Here is an 18,539-nt window from a genome sequence, read left to right as displayed (position 1 = left end):
TAGTGTTTCAGCTCAGCCCCAGCGCCTGCCAGATTCGCATTACCTGGCGCCGTTCGTCGGCAAACTGATCCCCGGCCACTGTACCGGCCTCGTTCTGCAAGGCCTGGCGGTGCGCGGCGGATCGGTAGGCCTTATACACCTCACGCAGCAGATGGGCATCGGCGGCGGGCATCAAGCCTACCTGCTCCAGGCCTTCCAGAATGCGGATATTGTCGGTGTAGCGCAGCAACGATGGATGTTGCGCAGACCACGCCAAAGCCGCGTATTGCACCATAAATTCAATATCGACGATACCTCCGGCGTCCTGCTTGAGGTCGAACAGCGCCGTGGCTTCGAAGGCATTGGCGCCGGTGCCGGCCGCCGTGCCCTTGGTACCCAGGTTGTCACGCATCTTGGCGCGCATCTCGCTGACCTCCTGGCGCAGCTTCGCCAGGTCCCGCTCCTGCCCCAATACCTTAGCCCGTACCCGCTCGAACGCCTGGCCCACATCCTGGCTGCCCACCAGCACCCGCGCACGGATCAGGGCCTGATGCTCCCAGGTCCAGGCTTCATTTTGTTGATAGCGCTCAAACGCCCCCAGCGAACTCACCAACAAACCGGATGCGCCGGAAGGTCGCAGGCGCATGTCCACTTCATACAACTGGCCCGAGTTGGTCTGGGTGGTCAGCAGGTGGATGATGCGCTGGCCCAGGCGCGTGAAGAACTGCGCACCGTCGATAGGCTTGGCGCCATCGGTTTCCGCCTGGGGATCACCGTCGTGGATAAACACCAGGTCCAGGTCCGAACCATGCCCCAGTTCTATACCGCCGACTTTCCCATAACCGACAATGATAAACCCAGGATCGCACAGGGTGCCGTCCAACCGCTGCGGCGAGCCATGGCGCGCCACGGTCTGGCGCCAGGCCAGGGCCAGCACTTGTTCGAGGATGGCCTCGGCGAGCCAGGTCAGGTAGTCGCTGACTTTCATCAGCGGCAGGCTGCCGGCGATCTCCGAGGCCGCCACGCGCAGGCGGTGGGCCAGCTTGAAGTGCCGCAGGGCTTCCATCTGTTGCTCAAGGTCATCTTCGGGGATGCGTGTAAGACGCTCGCGCAGTTCGGCGGCCAGTTCCGGCGCCAGCGGTGGCTTGAACAGGCGGCCTTCGTTGAGCAATTCGTCGAGCAACAGCGGGAAACGGGTGATCTGCTCGGCGATCCATGGACTGGCGGCGCACAGGGTCAGCAGGCGGCGCAGGGCATCGGGGTTTTCCGTGAGCAGCACCAGATAAGCGGAACGCCGGGCGACGGCTTCCACCAGCGGCAACACGCGCTCCAGCACCAGGTCCGGGTTGGCGTGCTCGACCGCCTGGGCAAGCAGGCGCGGTATAAAAGCATCCAACCGTTCGCGCCCCAAACGCTGCATGGCACGCAGTTGCGGGCTGTTGCGCAGGCCGGCCAACGCCTTGAGCGCCTTGGCCGCGTCGGTAAAACCACCTTCGGCCAACTGACGGCAGGCCGCCTCTTCATCCTGGGATTCCTCCCAAAGCGGCAACCACTCACCGCCCACCACCAACTCGCTTTCTTCGCCCTCTTCTTCATCCGGATCGGCGATCACCTGGCGGAAGTGCCAGTCCACCCGACCGCGCCAGTACATCAGGCGCTCGTGGAAAGCGTCCCAATCGGCAAAGCCCAACATAAAAGCAATGCGCGCCTGGTCTTCGGGGCTGTCCGGAAGCATTTGTGTCTGGCGATCGGCAATCGCCTGGATCGCGTGCTCGGTGTAACGCAGGAATTCGTAGCCATTGCGCAATTCGGCAATCACCGCCGGCGGCAGGTAACCCTGGCCTTCCAGGGTGCCGAGCACCTTGAGCAGCGGGCGCTGTTGCAGGCTCAGGTCGCGGCCGCCGTGGATCAACTGGAACGCCTGGGCGATAAACTCCACTTCGCGGATGCCGCCCGAGCCCAGCTTGATGTTGTCGGCCATGCCTTTGCGCCGTACTTCCTGCTGAATCAACTGCTTCATCGTGCGCAGCGCTTCGATGGCGGAGAAGTCCAGGTAGCGGCGATAGACGAACGGCCGCAGCATGTCGAGCAGTTGTGCACCGGCCACCTGGTCGCCGGCCACGACCCGCGCCTTGATCATGGCGTAGCGTTCCCAGTCACGGCCCTGATCCTGGTAATACTGCTCCAGCGCGTTGAAGCTCAGTACCAGCGCACCGGCCGAGCCGTAGGGACGCAGGCGCATGTCGACGCGAAACACAAAGCCGTCAACGGTGATCGGGTCGAGGGCCTTGATCAGTTTCTGACCAAGGCGGATAAAAAACTCCTGGTTATCCAGGGCGCGCTTCACACCCACCGTCTCGCCACCTTCCGGGTAGGCGAAGATCAAGTCGATATCCGACGACAGGTTCAACTCCACCGCACCGAGCTTGCCCATGCCGAGGATCACCATGTGCTGCGGCTCGCCGCTGCGCCGCCCGGTGGGCGTGCCGAACTGTACGCAGTGGCGTTGGTACAGCCACTGGTAGGCCTGGTCGATGCAGGCGTCGGCCATGTCGGAAAGGTCGCGGCAGGTTTGCACCAGGTCGGCCTGGCGGGTCAGGTCGCGCCAGATGATGCGCACTTGCTGGCGCGTGCGCTGGCGACGCAGCACACGGCCGAGTTCATCTTCTGTTTCGACTTGTTGCACGGCGCCAGCAATCTGCCCGCACAGCTCGCCGGGCGCAAAACCCCGGTCCAATTCGCCCCAGGCGACCAGTTCGAGCAACATCAAAGGGTCACGAACACTCTGTTCAATGACGAAATCACTGGCGGCGCACACGCGGGCGAAGTCGGCCCACCGTTGCGGCGTCCACGCAGAAAGTCCATGATCGTCGTCCAGCGCGGCCACTGCGTCACGAAATGACTGCTCGGCCCGCTGGGCTTTTGGCAAGAGAATGGCCGGTAGTTGGGCCAGTGTTGGAAGGCTCATGGTCTATCCTTGATCGGCGTGTAATTGGCTACGTGTTGTGAACGCAAGGACCACGCTCTATGAAGGACTGTCGAACAAAGGTTAGAAATAGCTGAAATTAATTTCATTTTGGCAGCCAACATCAAGCTTTCACCTTTTCTTGTTCGCAAAAGATCAACAATAACGATTATGCTCACCAGCCAGACCGAGCCATACGCTCAGTCTTGTGTAGTTTTACTACTCGTATATACATTCGAAAGGCTGAAATGGCCGACGATTTGTAGTAAAACTACAGGACGCCGAAGCAACCTTCGGCCATCCAAGAATTTATGTCGTCTGCCCACAAGGCCAGTCGCAAACTTCAGGCAACCGATTCTGGTAGCCTTTCCGCCCTGGAGCAAGCCATGCAAGACCTCGATCCCGTCGAAACCCAGGAATGGCTGGACGCCCTGGAATCGGTTCTCGACAAAGAAGGCGAAGACCGTGCTCACTACCTGATGACCCGTATGGGCGAACTCGCGACCCGCAGCGGCTCGCAACTGCCTTACGCCATCACTACGCCATACCGCAACACCATCCCCGTTACCCACGAAGCACGCATGCCTGGCGACCTGTTCATGGAACGCCGCATTCGCTCGCTGGTACGTTGGAACGCCATGGCGATGGTAATGCGCACGAACTTGAAAGATTCGGACCTGGGCGGTCACATCTCCAGCTTCGCTTCCAGCGCAACCCTGTATGACATCGGCTTCAACTACTTCTTCCAGGCCCCGACCGACGAACACGGCGGCGACCTGATCTACTTCCAGGGCCACACCTCGCCAGGCGTCTACGCCCGTGCGTTCATGGAAGGCCGCATCAGCGAAGAACACATGAACAACTTCCGCCAGGAAGTGGACGGTAACGGCCTGTCGTCGTACCCGCACCCTTGGCTGATGCCTGAGTTCTGGCAGTTCCCGACCGTTTCCATGGGCCTGGGCCCGATCCAGGCGATCTACCAGGCACGCTTCATGAAGTACCTGGAAGCCCGTGGCTTCATCCCTGAAGGAAAGCAGAAAGTCTGGTGCTTCCTGGGCGACGGCGAGTGCGACGAGCCGGAATCCCTGGGCGCCATCTCCCTGGCCGGCCGCGAGAAGCTGGACAACCTGATCTTCGTCATCAACTGCAACCTGCAGCGCCTCGACGGCCCGGTTCGCGGCAACGGCAAGATCATCCAGGAACTCGAAGGCGTATTCCGCGGCGCCCAGTGGAACGTGACCAAAGTCATCTGGGGCCGTTTCTGGGACCCACTGCTGGCCAAGGACGTCGACGGTATCCTGCAACGTCGCATGGACGAAGTCATCGACGGCGAGTACCAGAACTACAAGGCCAAGGACGGCGCGTTCGTCCGCGAACACTTCTTCAACACGCCTGAACTCAAGGCGATGGTTGCCGACCTGTCCGACGACGAGATCTGGAAACTCAACCGTGGCGGCCACGACCCGTACAAGGTCTATGCGGCCTACCACGAAGCGGTCAACCACAAAGAACAACCGACTGTCATCCTGGCCAAGACCATCAAGGGTTATGGCACCGGTGCCGGCGAAGCGAAGAACACCGCGCACAACACCAAGAAAGTCGATGTCGACAGCCTGAAGTTGTTCCGCGACCGCTTCGACATCCCGGTCAAGGACGAAGAACTGGAAAACCTGCCGTTCTTCAAGCCGGAGCCGAACAGCGCCGAAGCCCGCTACCTGGCCGAGCGCCGCGCCGCACTGGGTGGTTTCGTGCCACAGCGTCGCGCCAACAGCTTCAGCGTACCGACGCCGGACCTGAGCACCCTCAAGGCTATCCTTGACGGCTCGGGCGACCGTGAAATCTCCACCACCATGGCCTTCGTGCGGATCCTCGCGCAGCTGGTCAAGGACAAGGACATCGGCCCGCGCATCGTCCCGATCATTCCGGACGAAGCCCGTACCTTCGGTATGGAAGGCATGTTCCGTCAGTTGGGCATCTACTCCTCCGTCGGCCAGCTCTACGAGCCAGTCGATAAAGACCAGGTGATGTTCTACAAGGAAGACAAGAAGGGCCAGATCCTCGAAGAAGGCATCAACGAAGCGGGCGCAATGAGCTCCTTCATCGCTGCCGGTACTTCGTACTCCAGCCACAACCAGCCGATGCTGCCGTTCTACATCTTCTACTCGATGTTCGGCTTCCAGCGTATCGGCGACCTGGCCTGGGCAGCAGGCGACAGCCGTACCCGTGGCTTCCTGATCGGCGGCACCGCCGGTCGTACCACGCTGAACGGCGAAGGCCTGCAACACGAAGACGGTCACAGCCACATCCTGGCTGCCACCATCCCGAACTGCCGCACCTTTGATCCAACCTACGGCTACGAGCTGGCGGTGATCATCCAGGACGGCATGAAGAAGATGACCGAAGAGCAGCAGGACGTTTTCTACTACATCACCGTGATGAACGAGTCCTACCAGCAGCCAGCCATGCCGGCCGGCGTGGAAGAAGGCATCATCAAGGGCATGTACCTGCTCGAAGAAGACACCAAGGAAGCAGCGCACCACGTACAACTGATGGGCTCCGGCACCATCCTGCGCGAAGTGCGTGAAGCGGCCAAGATCCTGCGTGACGAGTTCAACGTCGGCGCCGACGTATGGAGCGTGACCAGCTTCAACGAACTGCGTCGCGATGGCCTGGCCGTAGAGCGTCACAACCGCCTGCACCCTGGCCAGAAGCCACAGCGCACCTTCGTTGAAGAGTGCCTGACCGGCCGTAAAGGCCCGGTGATCGCTTCGACCGACTACATGAAACTGTTTGCTGAACAAATTCGCCAGTGGGTCCCGTCCAAGGAATTCAAAGTCCTGGGCACCGACGGTTTCGGCCGCAGTGACAGCCGCAAGAAGCTGCGTCACTTCTTCGAAGTTGACCGTCACTTCGTGGTGTTGGCAGCCCTGGAAGCCTTGGCTGACCGTGGTGAGATCGAACCGAAGGTGGTGGCTGACGCTATCGTCAAGTTCGGGATCAACCCGGAAAAACGCAACCCACTGGACTGCTGAGGAGACTTTTTGTGAGCGAACTCATTCGCGTACCTGACATCGGCAGCGGTGAAGGTGAAGTAATCGAGCTGTTTGTGAAGGTCGGCGACACCGTCGAAGCCGACCAGAGCATCCTGACCCTGGAATCGGACAAGGCGAGCATGGAAATCCCTGCTCCCAAGGCCGGCGTGGTCAAGAGCCTGAAAGTGAAGCTGGGCGACCGCCTGAAAGAAGGCGACGAACTGCTGGAGCTGGAAATCGAAGGTGCCGCTGATGCGGCCCCTGCGCCGGCGGCCCCTGCTGCCGCCGCTGCACCTGCGCCTGCTGCTGAAAAACCTGCCGAAGCGCCTGCCGCTGCGGCTGCCGCACCTGCCGCCGCCACTGTCCAGGACATTCACGTCCCGGACATCGGTTCGTCGGGCAAGGCCAAGATCATCGAGCTGCTGGTCAAGGTCGGCGACACCGTCGAAGCCGACCAGTCGCTGATCACCCTGGAGTCCGACAAAGCCTCCATGGAAATCCCTTCGCCGGCTGCCGGCGTGGTGGAAAGCATTGCGGTCAAGCTGGAAGACGAAGTCGGCGCCGGTGACTTCATCCTCAAGCTGAAAGTACAAGGCGCTGCGCCTGCCGCCGCCCCAGCCCCGGCCGCTGCTCCAGCCGCCAAGGCTGAAGCCGCACCGGCTGCCGCTGCACCTGCGCCTGCACCTGCTGCAAAAGTCGAGGCCGCTCCGGCCGCTGCTGCTGCCGCACCTGCGCCAAGCGGTGCCAAGGTTCACGCCGGCCCCGCCGTGCGTCAACTGGCCCGTGAGTTCGGCGTTGAGCTGAGCGCTGTGGCGGCCACTGGCCCTCACGGTCGCGTGTTGAAGGAAGACGTGCAGGTTTACGTCAAGGCCATGATGCAGAAAGCCAAGGAAGCGCCAGCTGCTGGTGGCGCTACCGGTGGTTCGGGCATTCCGCCGATCCGCACCGTGGACTTCAGCCGCTTCGGCGAAGTCGAAGAAGTGCCGATGACCCGCCTGATGCAAATCGGCGCGGCCGGCCTGCACGCCAGCTGGCTGAACATCCCGCACGTGACGCAGTTCGACCAGGCCGACATCACCGACCTGGAAGCTTTCCGCGTTGCGCAGAAAGCCGTGGCCGAAAAAGCCGGCGTGAAACTGACCGTGCTGCCGCTGCTGCTCAAGGCCTGTGCCTACCTGCTCAAGGAGCTGCCGGACTTCAACAGTTCGCTGGCGCCAAGCGGCAAGGCGATCATCCGCAAGAAGTACGTGCACATCGGTTTCGCGGTGGACACCCCGGATGGCCTGCTGGTACCGGTGATCAAGAACGTCGACCAGAAGAGCCTGCTGCAACTCGCAGCCGAAGCCGCCGCGCTGGCTGCCAAGGCCCGCGACAAGAAGCTCACCCCGGACGACATGCAGGGCGCATGCTTCACCATCTCCAGCCTCGGTCACATTGGCGGTACTGGCTTTACGCCAATCGTCAACGCGCCGGAAGTGGCGATCCTGGGTGTGTCCAAGGCGACTATCCAGCCGGTCTGGGACGGTAAAGCGTTCCAGCCGAAGCTGATGCTGCCGCTGTCGCTGTCCTACGATCACCGTGTGATCAACGGCGCCGCCGCTGCGCGCTTCACCCAGCGTCTGGGCCAAGTGCTGAACGATATCCGCACGATCTTGCTGTAAACCGTCACGGCCTCCTCTTCACTGAGGAGGCCTGGCTGTATCGATTTTCGAGCGCCACGCTCGTACCTCAACCCCGCCACTTGGCGGGGCTTTTTTTGCCGGCTTTCAGGCAGGAAACTGGACATACAAGACAGGTTTGTACACCTTCCATCACCTCGATTGCAGAAATCCCTTCCGCAGCCGATAACCCCGTTATAGCACTTAGCCTTCATCCTCTCTTGTCAGCCCGCGCCGCATGATGCAACCTTGCCGCAGGCAACAGAAAAGAGGGCGTGAGCCCGGCGCCGTGCGCGTTATTTCAAGTGAGTCTCCCCCATGAAAAGCCAGCCCGATGTCGCCCGAATGGCGGCCGAGGTAGTGACGCAGTTACCGGTGCCTTCGCGCCTCGGTATGCTGCGTTTCGAGCGGCTTAATGAGGCAAGCTGGGCCCTGCTTTACCTCGACCCCAATTGCGAGCGCCAATTCGGCCTGCCGGCGGTCGAGCTGTGCGCGCTGATCGGCACCCCGTACGCCAGCCTGATGGAGCCTCAGGCGCGCTATCAACTGCATGACATCATCCAGCAGCAACTGAACCAGAGCCCGCACTACCTGGTGCGCTATACCCTGCACACCAGCGACGGCCCGCTGAGCCTGCTGGAAATGGGCGAAGCCTACAAACAACACAATCGCCACCTGCTGCGCGGCTACCTGATGGTGGTCGACGGCCTGTTCAGTGAAATCCCCACTGCCGTGCCCACGGCAGACCTGGAGAACCAGAACAGCCGCCTGCAGATCGCTCTGGAACTCAACCAGCGGGCCCAGCAGGAACAGTTGCAGCACCTTGAGCGGGTGCGCGCCCAACAGGAGTTGATCCTGCTGCTGGCCCGCCAGCGCTACACCACTAACAATTCGCTGCAGGAAGCCGCCGAGCTGATCACCCGCAGCGCCTGCGATATCTACCAGATCGACTGCGCCAGCATCTGGAACCTTGAAGGCCAGCGCCTGGTGCCGATCTCCGCCTACCACCGCGCAGACGGGCAGCATCACTTGCCCGAGCCTATCGACGCCAGCTGCTTCCCGGACTACCTGGAAGCCTTGCACTCCAGCCGGGCCATCGACGCCACCAACGCACTGCGCGACCCGCGCACCCGAGAAATGGCCGACAGCCTGCGCGACAAAGACATCCACGCGATGCTTGACGCGAGCATTCGCGTCGATGGCCATGTGGTGGGCGTGCTGTGCCTGGAGCAAAGCGGCAGCACCCGCGCCTGGCAGGCCGATGAAATTGCCTTTGCCGGCGAGCTGGCCGACCAGTTCGCCCAGGTGATCAACAACCACAATCGCCGCACCGCCACCAGCGCCCTGCACCTGTTCCAGCGTGCCGTGGAACAAAGCGCCAACGCCTTTCTGCTGGTCAACTGCGATGGTGTAGTGGAGTACGTCAACCCAAGCTTTACTGCAATCACCCAGTACAGCGCCGAAGAGGTCCACGGCCACCGCCTGGCCCAATTGCCGGCGCTGGAGAACCTCAGCGAATTGCTGTTCGACGCTCCCTCGAGCCTGGCCAAAAGCAACAGCTGGCAGGGCGAATTCAAGAGCCGGCGCAAGAACCTGGAGCCCTACTGGGGCCAGCTGTCGATTTCCAAGGTGTATGGCGACAACCGTGAGCTGACGCACTACATCGGCATCTACGAAGACATTACCCAGACCAAGCTGGCCCAGCAGCGTATCGAGCGCCTGGCCTACACGGACAACCTGACCAACCTGGGCAATCGCCCGGCGTTCATCCGCAACCTCGATGAACGCTTCGCCCGTGACAGCGACAGCCCGATCAGCCTGCTGCTGGTGGACATCGACAACTTCAAGCGCATCAACGACAGCCTAGGCCACCAGACCGGAGACAAGCTGCTGATCAGCCTGGCCCGGCGCCTGCGCAACAGCCTGAGCACCGGTGGCAGCCTGGCGCGCTTTGCCAGCAACGAGTTTGCGGTGCTGCTCGACGACACCGACCTGGAAAGTGGCCAGTTGGTGGCCAGCCAATTGCTCGCGACCCTCGACAAGCCGATGTTCGTCGACAACCAGTTGATCAGCGTCACCGGCTCCGTGGGCCTGGCCTGCGCGCCACTGCATGGCCGCGACCCGCAGACCCTGATGCGTAACGCCGGCCTCGCCCTGCACAAGGCCAAGGCCAACGGCAAACATCAGGTGCAGATCTTTACCGAAGCGCTGAATGCCGAGGCCAGCTACAAGCTGTTCGTCGAGAACAACCTGCGCCGCGCCCTCACCCAGAACGAGCTGGACGTGTTCTACCAGCCCAAGCTGTGCCTGCGCAGTGGCCGTCTGCTGGGCATGGAAGCGCTATTGCGCTGGAACCATCCGGAAAAAGGCATGATCCGCCCTGACCAATTCATCAGCGTGGCTGAAGAAACCGGCCTGATTATCCCCATCGGCAAATGGATCGCGCGCCAGGCCTGTCGCATGAGCCGTCAGTTGACCGCCGCTGGCATGGGCAACTTGCAGGTGGCGATCAACCTGTCACCCAAGCAGTTTTCCGATCCGGACCTTGTGGCCTCGATCGCCACGATCCTCAAGGAAGAAAAACTGCCGGCCAACCTGCTGGAGCTGGAACTGACCGAAGGCCTGCTACTGGAAGCCACCGAAGACACGCGCCTGCAGCTTGATCAATTGAAGAGCTTCGGCCTGACCCTGGCCATGGACGACTTCGGCACCGGTTACTCGTCGTTGAGTTACTTGAAAAAATTCCCTATCGACATCATCAAGATCGACCGCAGCTTCATCCACGAAATCCCGGACAACCAGGACGACATGGAAATCACCTCGGCGGTGATCGCCATGGCCCACAACCTCAAGCTCAAGGTGGTGGCCGAGGGCATCGAAACCGCCGAGCAACTGGCGTTTCTGCGCCGGCACCGTTGCGATGTGGGCCAGGGCTACCTGTTCGACCGGCCGATCCCCGGCGCCGAGCTGCTGGCGATGCTGAAACGCTACCCGCGCGGCCCTATCGCCTGACAGCGCTGTAACACTCGGGCACACTGGCGGTCTCAATCTTTATTGCTAACTCAACCTGACGAGAGGACTGATCATGGTCTTGCGCTCGGAAATTCTGGTGAACAAAAACGTGCTGCCTACTCAAGAACAAGCTCTGCCTGGCCGTGAAACCCCGATGGCATTGCCGGAGACGCACTTCGTCAATGGCAACCCGCTGCTCGGACCGTTCCTCGATGACGTCGGCTTTGCAATCTTCGGCCTGGGCTGCTTCTGGGGTGCCGAGCGTCGGTTCTGGCAGCGCGATGGCGTGGTCAGCACTGTGGTCGGTTACGCCGGTGGCTACACGCCCAACCCGACCTATGAAGAAGTCTGCTCGGGCCTGACCGGCCACAGCGAAGTGGTGCTGGTGGTGTATGACCAGGCCAAAGTGAAATACGAAGACTTGTTGAAAATGTTCTGGGAACTGCACAACCCCACCCAGGGCATGCGCCAGGGCAATGACATCGGCAGCCAGTACCGCTCAGTGATTTATGCCACCACGCCGGAACAACTGGCGGCGGCGCAGGCCAGCGCCAAGGCGTATCAAGCCGAACTGACCAAGGCCGGCCTGGGTGCGATTACCACCGAAATCGAAGAGGCACCGACGGTGTACTTCGCCGAGGCGTATCACCAGCAGTACCTGGCGAAGAATCCACAGGGCTATTGCGGGATTGGTGGCACCGGTGTGACCTGCCCGATCTAAAGCCGACACGGGTAAAATGTGGGAGGGGGCTTGCCCTAATGCCAGTCAGTTAAGGAGGAACACTGTAACTGTGGCGAGCGGGCTCGCCCCGCGTTGGGCTGCGCAGCAGCCCCAATAAGAGCACTGCAGTGTGCCAGACAGCTCCGGGGCTATGTTTTGGGGCTGCTTCGCAGCCCAACGCGGGGCAAGCCCGCTCGCCACAGGTGACTGGTTGCCCGTTCTGTCCCTTAACTGACCGGCATTAGGGCTTGCCCCCTGCCACATTGTTTCTAACCAGGCGTGGTTACTCAGCGATGAGCCAATCCATCTGCCATCCGCCCTGGGTCTGCCCAAGCTTCCTGGACAGCCACGGCAGCAGCTCACGCAGCTCCTCTTCCAGCCCCCACGGCGGGTTGGCGATGGCCAGGCCCGAGCCAGTCAGGGTGTTGGGGGTGTCCAGCGGATGCACCAGTAACTCCACTCGCAGCAACTTCGGCGCGCCGGTGCCGGCCAGGTCCTGGTAGAAACGACGCAACATGCGCTGGTCCTTCACCGGGTACCAGATGGCCGCGACGGTCTGGCGCATGCGGCCCACGGCTTCCTTGAGGGAGGCGGCGCAGCGTTGCATCTCGTCGAGCTTTTCGAACGGCGGGTCGATCAGCATCAGCGCGCGCTTTTCCGGCACCGGCAACAGCGCACGCGGTACGTGCCAACCTTCGCCCAGGTGCACTTTGACGCGGCGGTCGCCCTTCATGTTGTCCTTGAGCAACACGCCGTCTTCCGGGTGTTTCTCATTGAGCAGCACGCGGTCCTGAGGGCGCGTCAGGCGCCGCGCCAGCTCGGGCGAACCAGGGTAGTAGCGCAACTCGCCATCCGGGTTCATCTCATGCAGCACGCGCATGTAATCGGCGGTCAACGGCGGCAGGTCGCTTGCGCCCCACAGGCGGGCGATGCCTTCCAGGTATTCACCGGTGCGGTTGGCCTGGTCGCCCTGCAGGTCGTACAGACCGATCCCGGCATGGGTGTCAAGGTAGGCGAACGGCTGCTCCTTGCGCGACATCAGGGCAATGAGGCGGGTCAAGGTCAGGTGTTTGAAGACATCGGCGTGGTTGCCGGCGTGAAAGGCGTGACGATAATTCATGGTTGCTCCTGCGCAGGGGGCGAAGTTTACCTTTTACGCAAGCGTTGGTGCAGGGCAACGTGCCGGGCGGTGCTTATATCGAAAAGACAGGCTTTCACCTGAAAAAAGTCTAAATATCAATGATGACTCGGACTTATTGTGGCGATCCACACTCCAGGGAGGTCCATCACCCTCATGAAAGACGCCACCATCGCACTGCACCACGGCTTCAAGTCGGACCCGACCACCAAGGCTGTTGCTGTGCCGATCTACCAGAATGTTGCCTTCGAATTCGACAACGCCCAGCACGGCGCCGACCTGTTCAACCTGGACGTGCCCGGCAATATCTACACGCGGATCATGAACCCCACCAACGACGTGCTGGAGCAACGCATCGCCGCGCTCGAAGGCGGTATCGCAGGCCTGGCGGTGTCGGCCGGCAGCGCGGCGATCCACTACGCGATCCAGACGCTCACCCGCGCCGGGGACAATATCGTCACCACCCCGCAACTCTACGGCGGCACCTACACCTTGTTCGCGCACTTGCTGCCCAGCTTCGGCGTCGATGTTCGCTTTGCCCAGGATGACTGCGCCGAAGCCATCGCCGAGCTGATCGACGACAACACCAAGCTGGTGTACTGCGAAAGCATCGGCAACCCGGCGGGCAACATCGTCGACCTGGAAGCCCTGGCCAACGTCGCCCACGCGCGCGGCGTGCCGCTGGTGGTGGATAACACCGTGGCCACGCCGATCCTGTGCAAACCCATCCGGTTCGGCGCCGATATCGTGGTGCACTCGGTGACCAAGTACATCGGCGGCCACGGCAACTCCCTGGGCGGCGTGATCGTCGACAGCGGCAACTTCCCCTGGACCGACTACCCGCAGAAATTCCCCGGGCTCAACAACCCCGAGCCCGCCTATCACGGCGTGGTCTACACCGAGAAATTCGGCCCGGCCGCCTTCATCGCTCGCGCCCGCACCGTTCCACTGCGCAACACCGGCGCAGCACTGGCCCCGATGAACGCCTTCCTGCTGCTGCAAGGCCTGGAAACCCTGGCCCTGCGCATGGAGCGCCATACTGAAAACGCCCTGAAGGTCGCACAGTTCCTGCAAGGCCATGCCGAGGTAGAGTGGGTCAGCTACGCAGGCCTGCCGGACCACCCGCACCACGAACTGGCGCGGAAGTACTTGCAAGGCAAACCGTCAGCAATCCTTTCATTTGGCTTGAAGGGCGGCTATGAGGCCGGCGTGCGCTTCTATGACGCACTGCGCATCTTCAAGCGCCTGGTGAACATCGGCGATGCCAAATCCCTGGCCTGCCACCCGGCCTCCACCACCCACCGGCAGATGAACGAGCAAGAACAGGCCAAGGCCGGCGTAAAGCCCGAGATGATTCGCCTGTCGGTGGGCATCGAGGCCATTGAAGACCTGATCGAGGATTTGCAGCAGGCGCTGGGCTCAACTCAGCTCTGAGGCCAGGTAATCAGCCAGCGCTTCATGGCTGATACCCGATCGACGCGCAAAGTAGGCGACCTTGTGTTGCAAGGTCGCCGGCGCAAAAGCGGTGTAGAGGTCGGGTCGCTGCTCTTCGAGCCACTGCAACAGGTTACCGACCAGGGTTTGCGGCGATTGCTCCGCCAAGTGCTCCAGCAAAGGTACCGGCACTCGCCACCATGGGCTGGCTTTGGCGGCAGTGACCGGGCCAGTCGCAACAGTCAGCGATTGGCCATTAATGAGGTATCGCGGGAACACCGGCAACAGCTCTTCACCGCAGCGCTGAATGATCGGCAGAAACTGCGCGCCATCCCAAAAGCGCAAAAATACCTCTTGCCCATCGGCCAGGTACACCTTGGTCAGGCTTTGCAGGTGTGCGACCACCACGTCCAATGGGCAGGACGACACGGCCAGCCAGCCCCAATCCGTGGCGTCTGTGGCGGCAGCCCATTCCAGGAACGCGCTACCTGGATCGACGATGCCTACATGGGGCATCACCTCCTCCCAGGTCGCATAGGCCGTACTGGCCCAAACGGGATGCAAAGGCGCTCCGCCGGCCAGCGTTCGCCACGCATTCAAGGGCTGGGCGTCGCTGGCAGCGCCGAGTACTGCGAAGATCTTTTCACCAGCAAGCAAGGGTTGAAGCATCGACGTAGAGTCCTTCTGGGTGGAGGTCAGGTGAGATTGCACTGGCCGTTCCTGCATCGTTCGCACTCTTCGCAAAACGGTGCACTGCGTTTCAGGCTGGCGACCTGCACACGGGACAGCGGAGCCGGGATCACTGCCAACAATTTTTCCTTCACCCCCGGCATCAACGGCGCCGCTACTGCAGCGGGCGCCCCGCCAGGCTGGATCGGCACGCTGCTGAAAATGCCACCGGCAGACAGGGTGATCGACTGCCCACCCGCCTGAATCGTGACGGTCGCGCCTGCGTCGATGACGATGCTTTGTCCTGCGCCTATCTGGATGGTCTGCCCGGCCCGGACCTGCTGCGAACCGCCCACCACCAGATGGTCGTCCTGCTTGAGGTCGGTCAGGCGGTTGCCATGATTTATCCGCTGTTCCTCGCCCTGCACTTCATGGTGCGATTCGCCGTCCACCGTCACCCGATGGTCATGCAGCACATGTTGCGTCCAATCCCGCTGGGCACGCAGATAGATTTCCTCGGCCCCCTTGCGATCCTCGATGCGTAGCTCGTTGTAGCCACCACCCCCAGGGCTGCTCTGGCTGCGCAAGATGCTTCGGGTCTTGTCCGCCGGCAAATCAAGGGGCACCTGTGTTGCCGCATTAGGCAGGCAACCCATCACCAATGGCATATCCGGGTCGCCATTGACGAAGCCCACCAGGACCTCCATACCGACCCGCGGAATCAACACCGAACCGTAACGATCATGAGCCCAACCGCTGGCAACCCTCAGCCAGCAGCTGGACTGATCGTTGCGTTCACCGTTGCGGTCCCAGGCAAACTGCACCTTGACCCGGCCGTACTCGTCACAATGGATTTCACTGTCGGCTGGCCCCGTTACCACTGCGTTCTGGTAACCCGATATGGGCGGCCGCGACATCAGGAGCGGTGTTCGAAACAGCACGTCCCAGGGCGTTACGACAAATTCATTGCTGTAGCCTTGGGAGGATTCATCGCCGTACCCTTCAGGGGCAGATTCCTCAAGCACCTGAGGCTGCCGCCCTGTATGGTGCAACTGAGTGACCAGCCACAAATCATTCCACTCCTGGCGCGGGTGCCCAGCCATCTTCAGGAACTGTCCGGTGACCAACGCCGGCTGGTCGCTATGGCCGCTGGCCTGGCAGTAATCGCTGCGATGACGCTCCAACATGCGTTGCGCCAGGTACTTGCCGCGCTCACGATCCACGAAGTGCCCTGGGTAACGCTGTTCGTTCAGAGTCGGTTGCTGCTTGCTGGAGACTGCGCTTTCCAACGTCAGGTTCGGCTTTTTGAAGTCGTAGTCCCGCAGATTCACCTCACTGGTGCGGGTCTTCAGCCGCAGAATAAAGCGCTTGATCGCAGGCCCATCGGCCACCATCCCGGAGCCGGGTGAATACGGCGTGACGTGATCCGGCTGCGCGAACACACTCTGGTCGTCGCCAAACACCAACAGGTGGCGCTCGGGGCTGTGCTGGAAGTGATAGTGAATGCCCCATTCGACACACAAGCGTTGAATGAACTCCAGATCGGTTTCGCCGAACTGAACACAATACTCACACTCGGGGTACTTGCCGCTCAGATGAAACGCGAAGGCATCAGCCTTGATTGCCTGGGCTTCCAATACCTGCGCAATGATCTGGGGCACTGTTTGTTTCTGGAAGATCCGCTGATGCGTGCTGTGCTCCAGATAAGCCAGCTGCGGCACCAGAGTGATCTGATAGCGCGTAAGGCGCCTGCCCGAATCGCCTTGTGCGACCCGATACACCAGGCCATGAATGCCATGGCCATTGGCATCAAACCCCAGGAACGCCTGGCTGTGCAGCAGGCTCTCAAGGTCCAGGTCGGGTTGCTCGCTGACCAACTCCAGGTCAAAGCGAAAAGGCAGGCTGATGAACTCAGTCCCCATGAACCCCTGGACCTTGAACTCACTGGGCTCCCCATTGAGGGACAGGGTAAAGGCACTCTGATTGGCGGGAGCTAACATCCGGTGTTTCTCTGCAAGGGGTAAGGGGCCGATTCTGCATCACGGCTGCCCTCTGCCGAGCACGCGCCAGACAAATCAGTAAAACCCTACAAAAACGCGTACGAATTCTCTCTGGGTCGGCGTAAAGCACACGCAAAAAAAGGCCCGCTATCCATAGGAAGCGGGCCTCTCTTTCAACTCATCAGGCGCTTAAGGCCCGGCGAATTACTTGTTGAGGTTGTAGTCTTTTTCCGCCGCATCAAAACGCTCGACCATACCCGCAGTCGGTGCGCCCATCTTGCTCACGACGTAGATCGCGAGGCTGGCGAAGATGAAGCCTGGGATGATTTCGTACAGGCCCAGCAGCTCAAAGTGTTTCCACACGATCACGGTGATCGCGCCGACCAGGATACCGGCCAGTGCGCCGTTGCGGGTCATGCCTTTCCAGATCACCGAGATCAGCACCACAGGACCGAACGCGGCGCCGAAACCGGCCCAGGCGTAGCTCACCAGGCCCAGTACGCGGTTGTTCGGGTTGGCGGCCAGGCCGATAGCGACCAGGGCCACCAGCAGCACCATGGCACGACCGACCCACACCAGCTCAACCTGGGAGGCGGTCTTGCGCAGGAAGGTTTTGTAGAAGTCTTCGGTCAGGGCGCTGGAGCACACCAGCAATTGGCAGCTCAGGGTACTCATCACGGCAGCCAGGATGGCCGACAGCAACACACCGGCAATCCATGGGTTGAACAGCAGCTTGGCCAGCTCAATGAATACACGTTCGTGGTTTTCAGTCACAGGACCGGCCACTTCCGGGTGGGCCGAGAAGTAGGCAATACCGAAGAAGCCCACCGCCACGGTGCCGCCCAGGCACAGGATCATCCAGGTCATGGAGATACGACGCGCCTTGGCAATCGACTTCACCGAATCCGCCGCCATGAAGCGCGCCAGGATATGCGGCTGGCCGAAGTAACCCAGGCCCCAGCCCATCAGTGAAATGATGCCGATGAAGGTGGTGTTTTTCAGCATGTTGAAGTTGTCAGGGTTCTTGGCTTCGATGGCCAGGAAAGTGGTGTCGACGCCACCAGTGGCCAGCAGCACGATGATCGGCGTGAGGATCAGCGCGAAAATCATCAGGGTGGCCTGTACGGTGTCAGTCCAGCTCACGGCCAGGAAACCACCGACGAAGGTGTAGGCAATGGTCGCTGCGGCACCGGCCCAAAGGGCGGTCTCGTAGGACATGCCGAAAGTGCTTTCGAACAAGCGGGCACCGGCCACGATGCCGGAAGCGCAGTAAATGGTGAAGAACACCAGGATCACCACGGCGGAGATGATCCGCAGCAGGCCGCTTTTATCTTCGAAACGGCTGGAGAAGTAATCCGGCAGGGTCAGGGCGTCACCGTTGTGCTCGGTCTGGACCCGCAGGCGACCGGCGACGAACAGCCAGTTGAGGTAGGCACCGACGATCAGGCCGATGGCGATCCAGCTTTCCGACAGGCCGGACATGTAGATCGCGCCCGGCAGGCCCATCAACAACCAGCCGCTCATGTCGGAAGCACCGGCCGACAAGGCTGTCACCACGCTACCGAGGCTGCGACCGCCCAGGATGTAGTCGGAAAGGTTGTTGGTGGAGCGATAGGCCATGAAGCCGATCAGCACCATTGCTGCGATGTAGATCACGAACGTGATCAGGGTTGGATTACTAACGCTCATAAGAGTGACGCCCTGGCTTTGTTTTTATGTAGCGGCGGTCTGTCAGACGACCACCCACTGGAAGTAGGTAGACGTAGCTGCGTGCCGCGCATTTATGACTGACGTTTCCCCAGGAAAGCCGCCAGCCGATGAACCAAACCTCAGAGGTGGTTGCACCTTGGGCGCGAATGCTATTCAACAAAGCAAATAAGGTGCAACCAGTTTCGCGAGAATAAGTTGCACCTTGATGTTAAATGCGCAAA

Annotated in this window: 10 protein-coding genes; 5 read left to right on the top strand and 5 right to left on the bottom strand. The window is 61.2% G+C overall.

Annotation, left to right across the window (positions count from 1 at the left end):
* Positions 1-7 precede the first annotated feature (7 nt).
* A complete protein-coding gene (gene glnE / locus LUU92_RS02455) occupies positions 8-2,947 on the bottom strand; it encodes a bifunctional [glutamate--ammonia ligase]-adenylyl-L-tyrosine phosphorylase/[glutamate--ammonia-ligase] adenylyltransferase (RefSeq protein ID WP_257103116.1) in 2,940 nt (979 codons plus the stop codon).
* Between the two features lie 383 nt (positions 2,948-3,330).
* Between glnE and aceE the strand changes: the two genes are divergently transcribed.
* The 4 genes from aceE to msrA all read left to right on the top strand — a co-directional run bounded on the left by aceE (position 3,331) and on the right by msrA (position 11,367).
* Entirely contained in the window at positions 3,331-5,976 is a 2,646-nt protein-coding gene (gene aceE, locus LUU92_RS02450; RefSeq protein WP_071492322.1) for a pyruvate dehydrogenase (acetyl-transferring), homodimeric type, read from the top strand.
* Positions 5,977-5,987: 11 nt separating this feature from the next.
* Positions 5,988-7,637: a dihydrolipoyllysine-residue acetyltransferase gene (gene aceF / locus LUU92_RS02445; RefSeq protein ID WP_257103115.1), complete on the top strand. Its 1,650-nt coding sequence runs from the start codon at positions 5,988-5,990 to the stop codon at positions 7,635-7,637.
* A 315-nt stretch (positions 7,638-7,952) separates the two neighbouring features.
* Positions 7,953-10,646 carry a putative bifunctional diguanylate cyclase/phosphodiesterase gene (locus LUU92_RS02440; protein WP_071492324.1) on the top strand — a complete coding sequence of 898 codons (2,694 nt, stop codon included), beginning with the start codon at positions 7,953-7,955 and terminating at the stop codon, positions 10,644-10,646.
* Positions 10,647-10,719: 73 nt separating this feature from the next.
* Complete coding sequence (gene msrA, locus LUU92_RS02435) at positions 10,720-11,367, top strand: peptide-methionine (S)-S-oxide reductase MsrA (RefSeq protein ID WP_071492325.1); 648 nt, start codon at positions 10,720-10,722, stop codon at positions 11,365-11,367.
* A 283-nt stretch (positions 11,368-11,650) separates the two neighbouring features.
* Here msrA and LUU92_RS02430 read toward each other — a convergent pair whose 3' ends face one another.
* Positions 11,651-12,487 (bottom strand): 23S rRNA (adenine(2030)-N(6))-methyltransferase RlmJ, encoded by an 837-nt coding sequence (locus LUU92_RS02430; RefSeq protein ID WP_071492326.1) that lies wholly within the window; start codon positions 12,485-12,487, stop codon positions 11,651-11,653.
* 174 nt (positions 12,488-12,661) lie between these two features.
* Between LUU92_RS02430 and LUU92_RS02425 the strand changes: the two genes are divergently transcribed.
* Entirely contained in the window at positions 12,662-13,939 is a 1,278-nt protein-coding gene (locus tag LUU92_RS02425; RefSeq protein ID WP_257103114.1) for an O-acetylhomoserine aminocarboxypropyltransferase/cysteine synthase family protein, read from the top strand.
* On the opposite strand, the gene LUU92_RS02420 is transcribed toward LUU92_RS02425, so the two are convergent.
* The 3 genes from LUU92_RS02420 to putP form a co-directional block, all read right to left on the bottom strand.
* A complete protein-coding gene (locus LUU92_RS02420; RefSeq protein ID WP_257103834.1) occupies positions 13,925-14,608 on the bottom strand; it encodes a DUF4123 domain-containing protein in 684 nt (227 codons plus the stop codon). The two genes, LUU92_RS02425 and LUU92_RS02420, sit on opposite strands and share 15 nt — an antisense overlap.
* A gap of 26 nt (positions 14,609-14,634) precedes the next feature.
* Entirely contained in the window at positions 14,635-16,608 is a 1,974-nt protein-coding gene (locus LUU92_RS02415) for a type VI secretion system Vgr family protein (RefSeq protein WP_071492329.1), read from the bottom strand.
* A gap of 204 nt (positions 16,609-16,812) precedes the next feature.
* Complete coding sequence (gene putP / locus LUU92_RS02410; protein WP_071492330.1) at positions 16,813-18,297, bottom strand: sodium/proline symporter PutP; 1,485 nt, start codon at positions 18,295-18,297, stop codon at positions 16,813-16,815.
* Positions 18,298-18,539 lie beyond the last annotated feature (242 nt).

It is taken from the genome of Pseudomonas extremorientalis (genome assembly GCF_024584605.1).
GTDB lineage: Bacteria > Pseudomonadota > Gammaproteobacteria > Pseudomonadales > Pseudomonadaceae > Aquipseudomonas > Aquipseudomonas extremorientalis.
The sequence above is the reverse complement of the archived record's forward strand: the minus strand, read 5'-3'. Positions and strand labels throughout refer to the sequence as shown.

Coding starts and splice junctions, on each gene's coding strand:
- glnE (WP_257103116.1), bottom strand. CDS start 2,947: ATGAGCCTTCCAACACTGGCCCAACTACCGGCCATTCTCTTGCCAAAA.
- aceE (WP_071492322.1), top strand. CDS start 3,331: ATGCAAGACCTCGATCCCGTCGAAACCCAGGAATGGCTGGACGCCCTG.
- LUU92_RS02440 (WP_071492324.1), top strand. CDS start 7,953: ATGAAAAGCCAGCCCGATGTCGCCCGAATGGCGGCCGAGGTAGTGACG.
- msrA (WP_071492325.1), top strand. CDS start 10,720: ATGGTCTTGCGCTCGGAAATTCTGGTGAACAAAAACGTGCTGCCTACT.
- LUU92_RS02430 (WP_071492326.1), bottom strand. CDS start 12,487: ATGAATTATCGTCACGCCTTTCACGCCGGCAACCACGCCGATGTCTTC.
- LUU92_RS02425 (WP_257103114.1), top strand. CDS start 12,662: ATGAAAGACGCCACCATCGCACTGCACCACGGCTTCAAGTCGGACCCG.
- LUU92_RS02420 (WP_257103834.1), bottom strand. CDS start 14,608: ATGCTTCAACCCTTGCTTGCTGGTGAAAAGATCTTCGCAGTACTCGGC.
- LUU92_RS02415 (WP_071492329.1), bottom strand. CDS start 16,608: ATGTTAGCTCCCGCCAATCAGAGTGCCTTTACCCTGTCCCTCAATGGG.
- putP (WP_071492330.1), bottom strand. CDS start 18,297: ATGAGCGTTAGTAATCCAACCCTGATCACGTTCGTGATCTACATCGCA.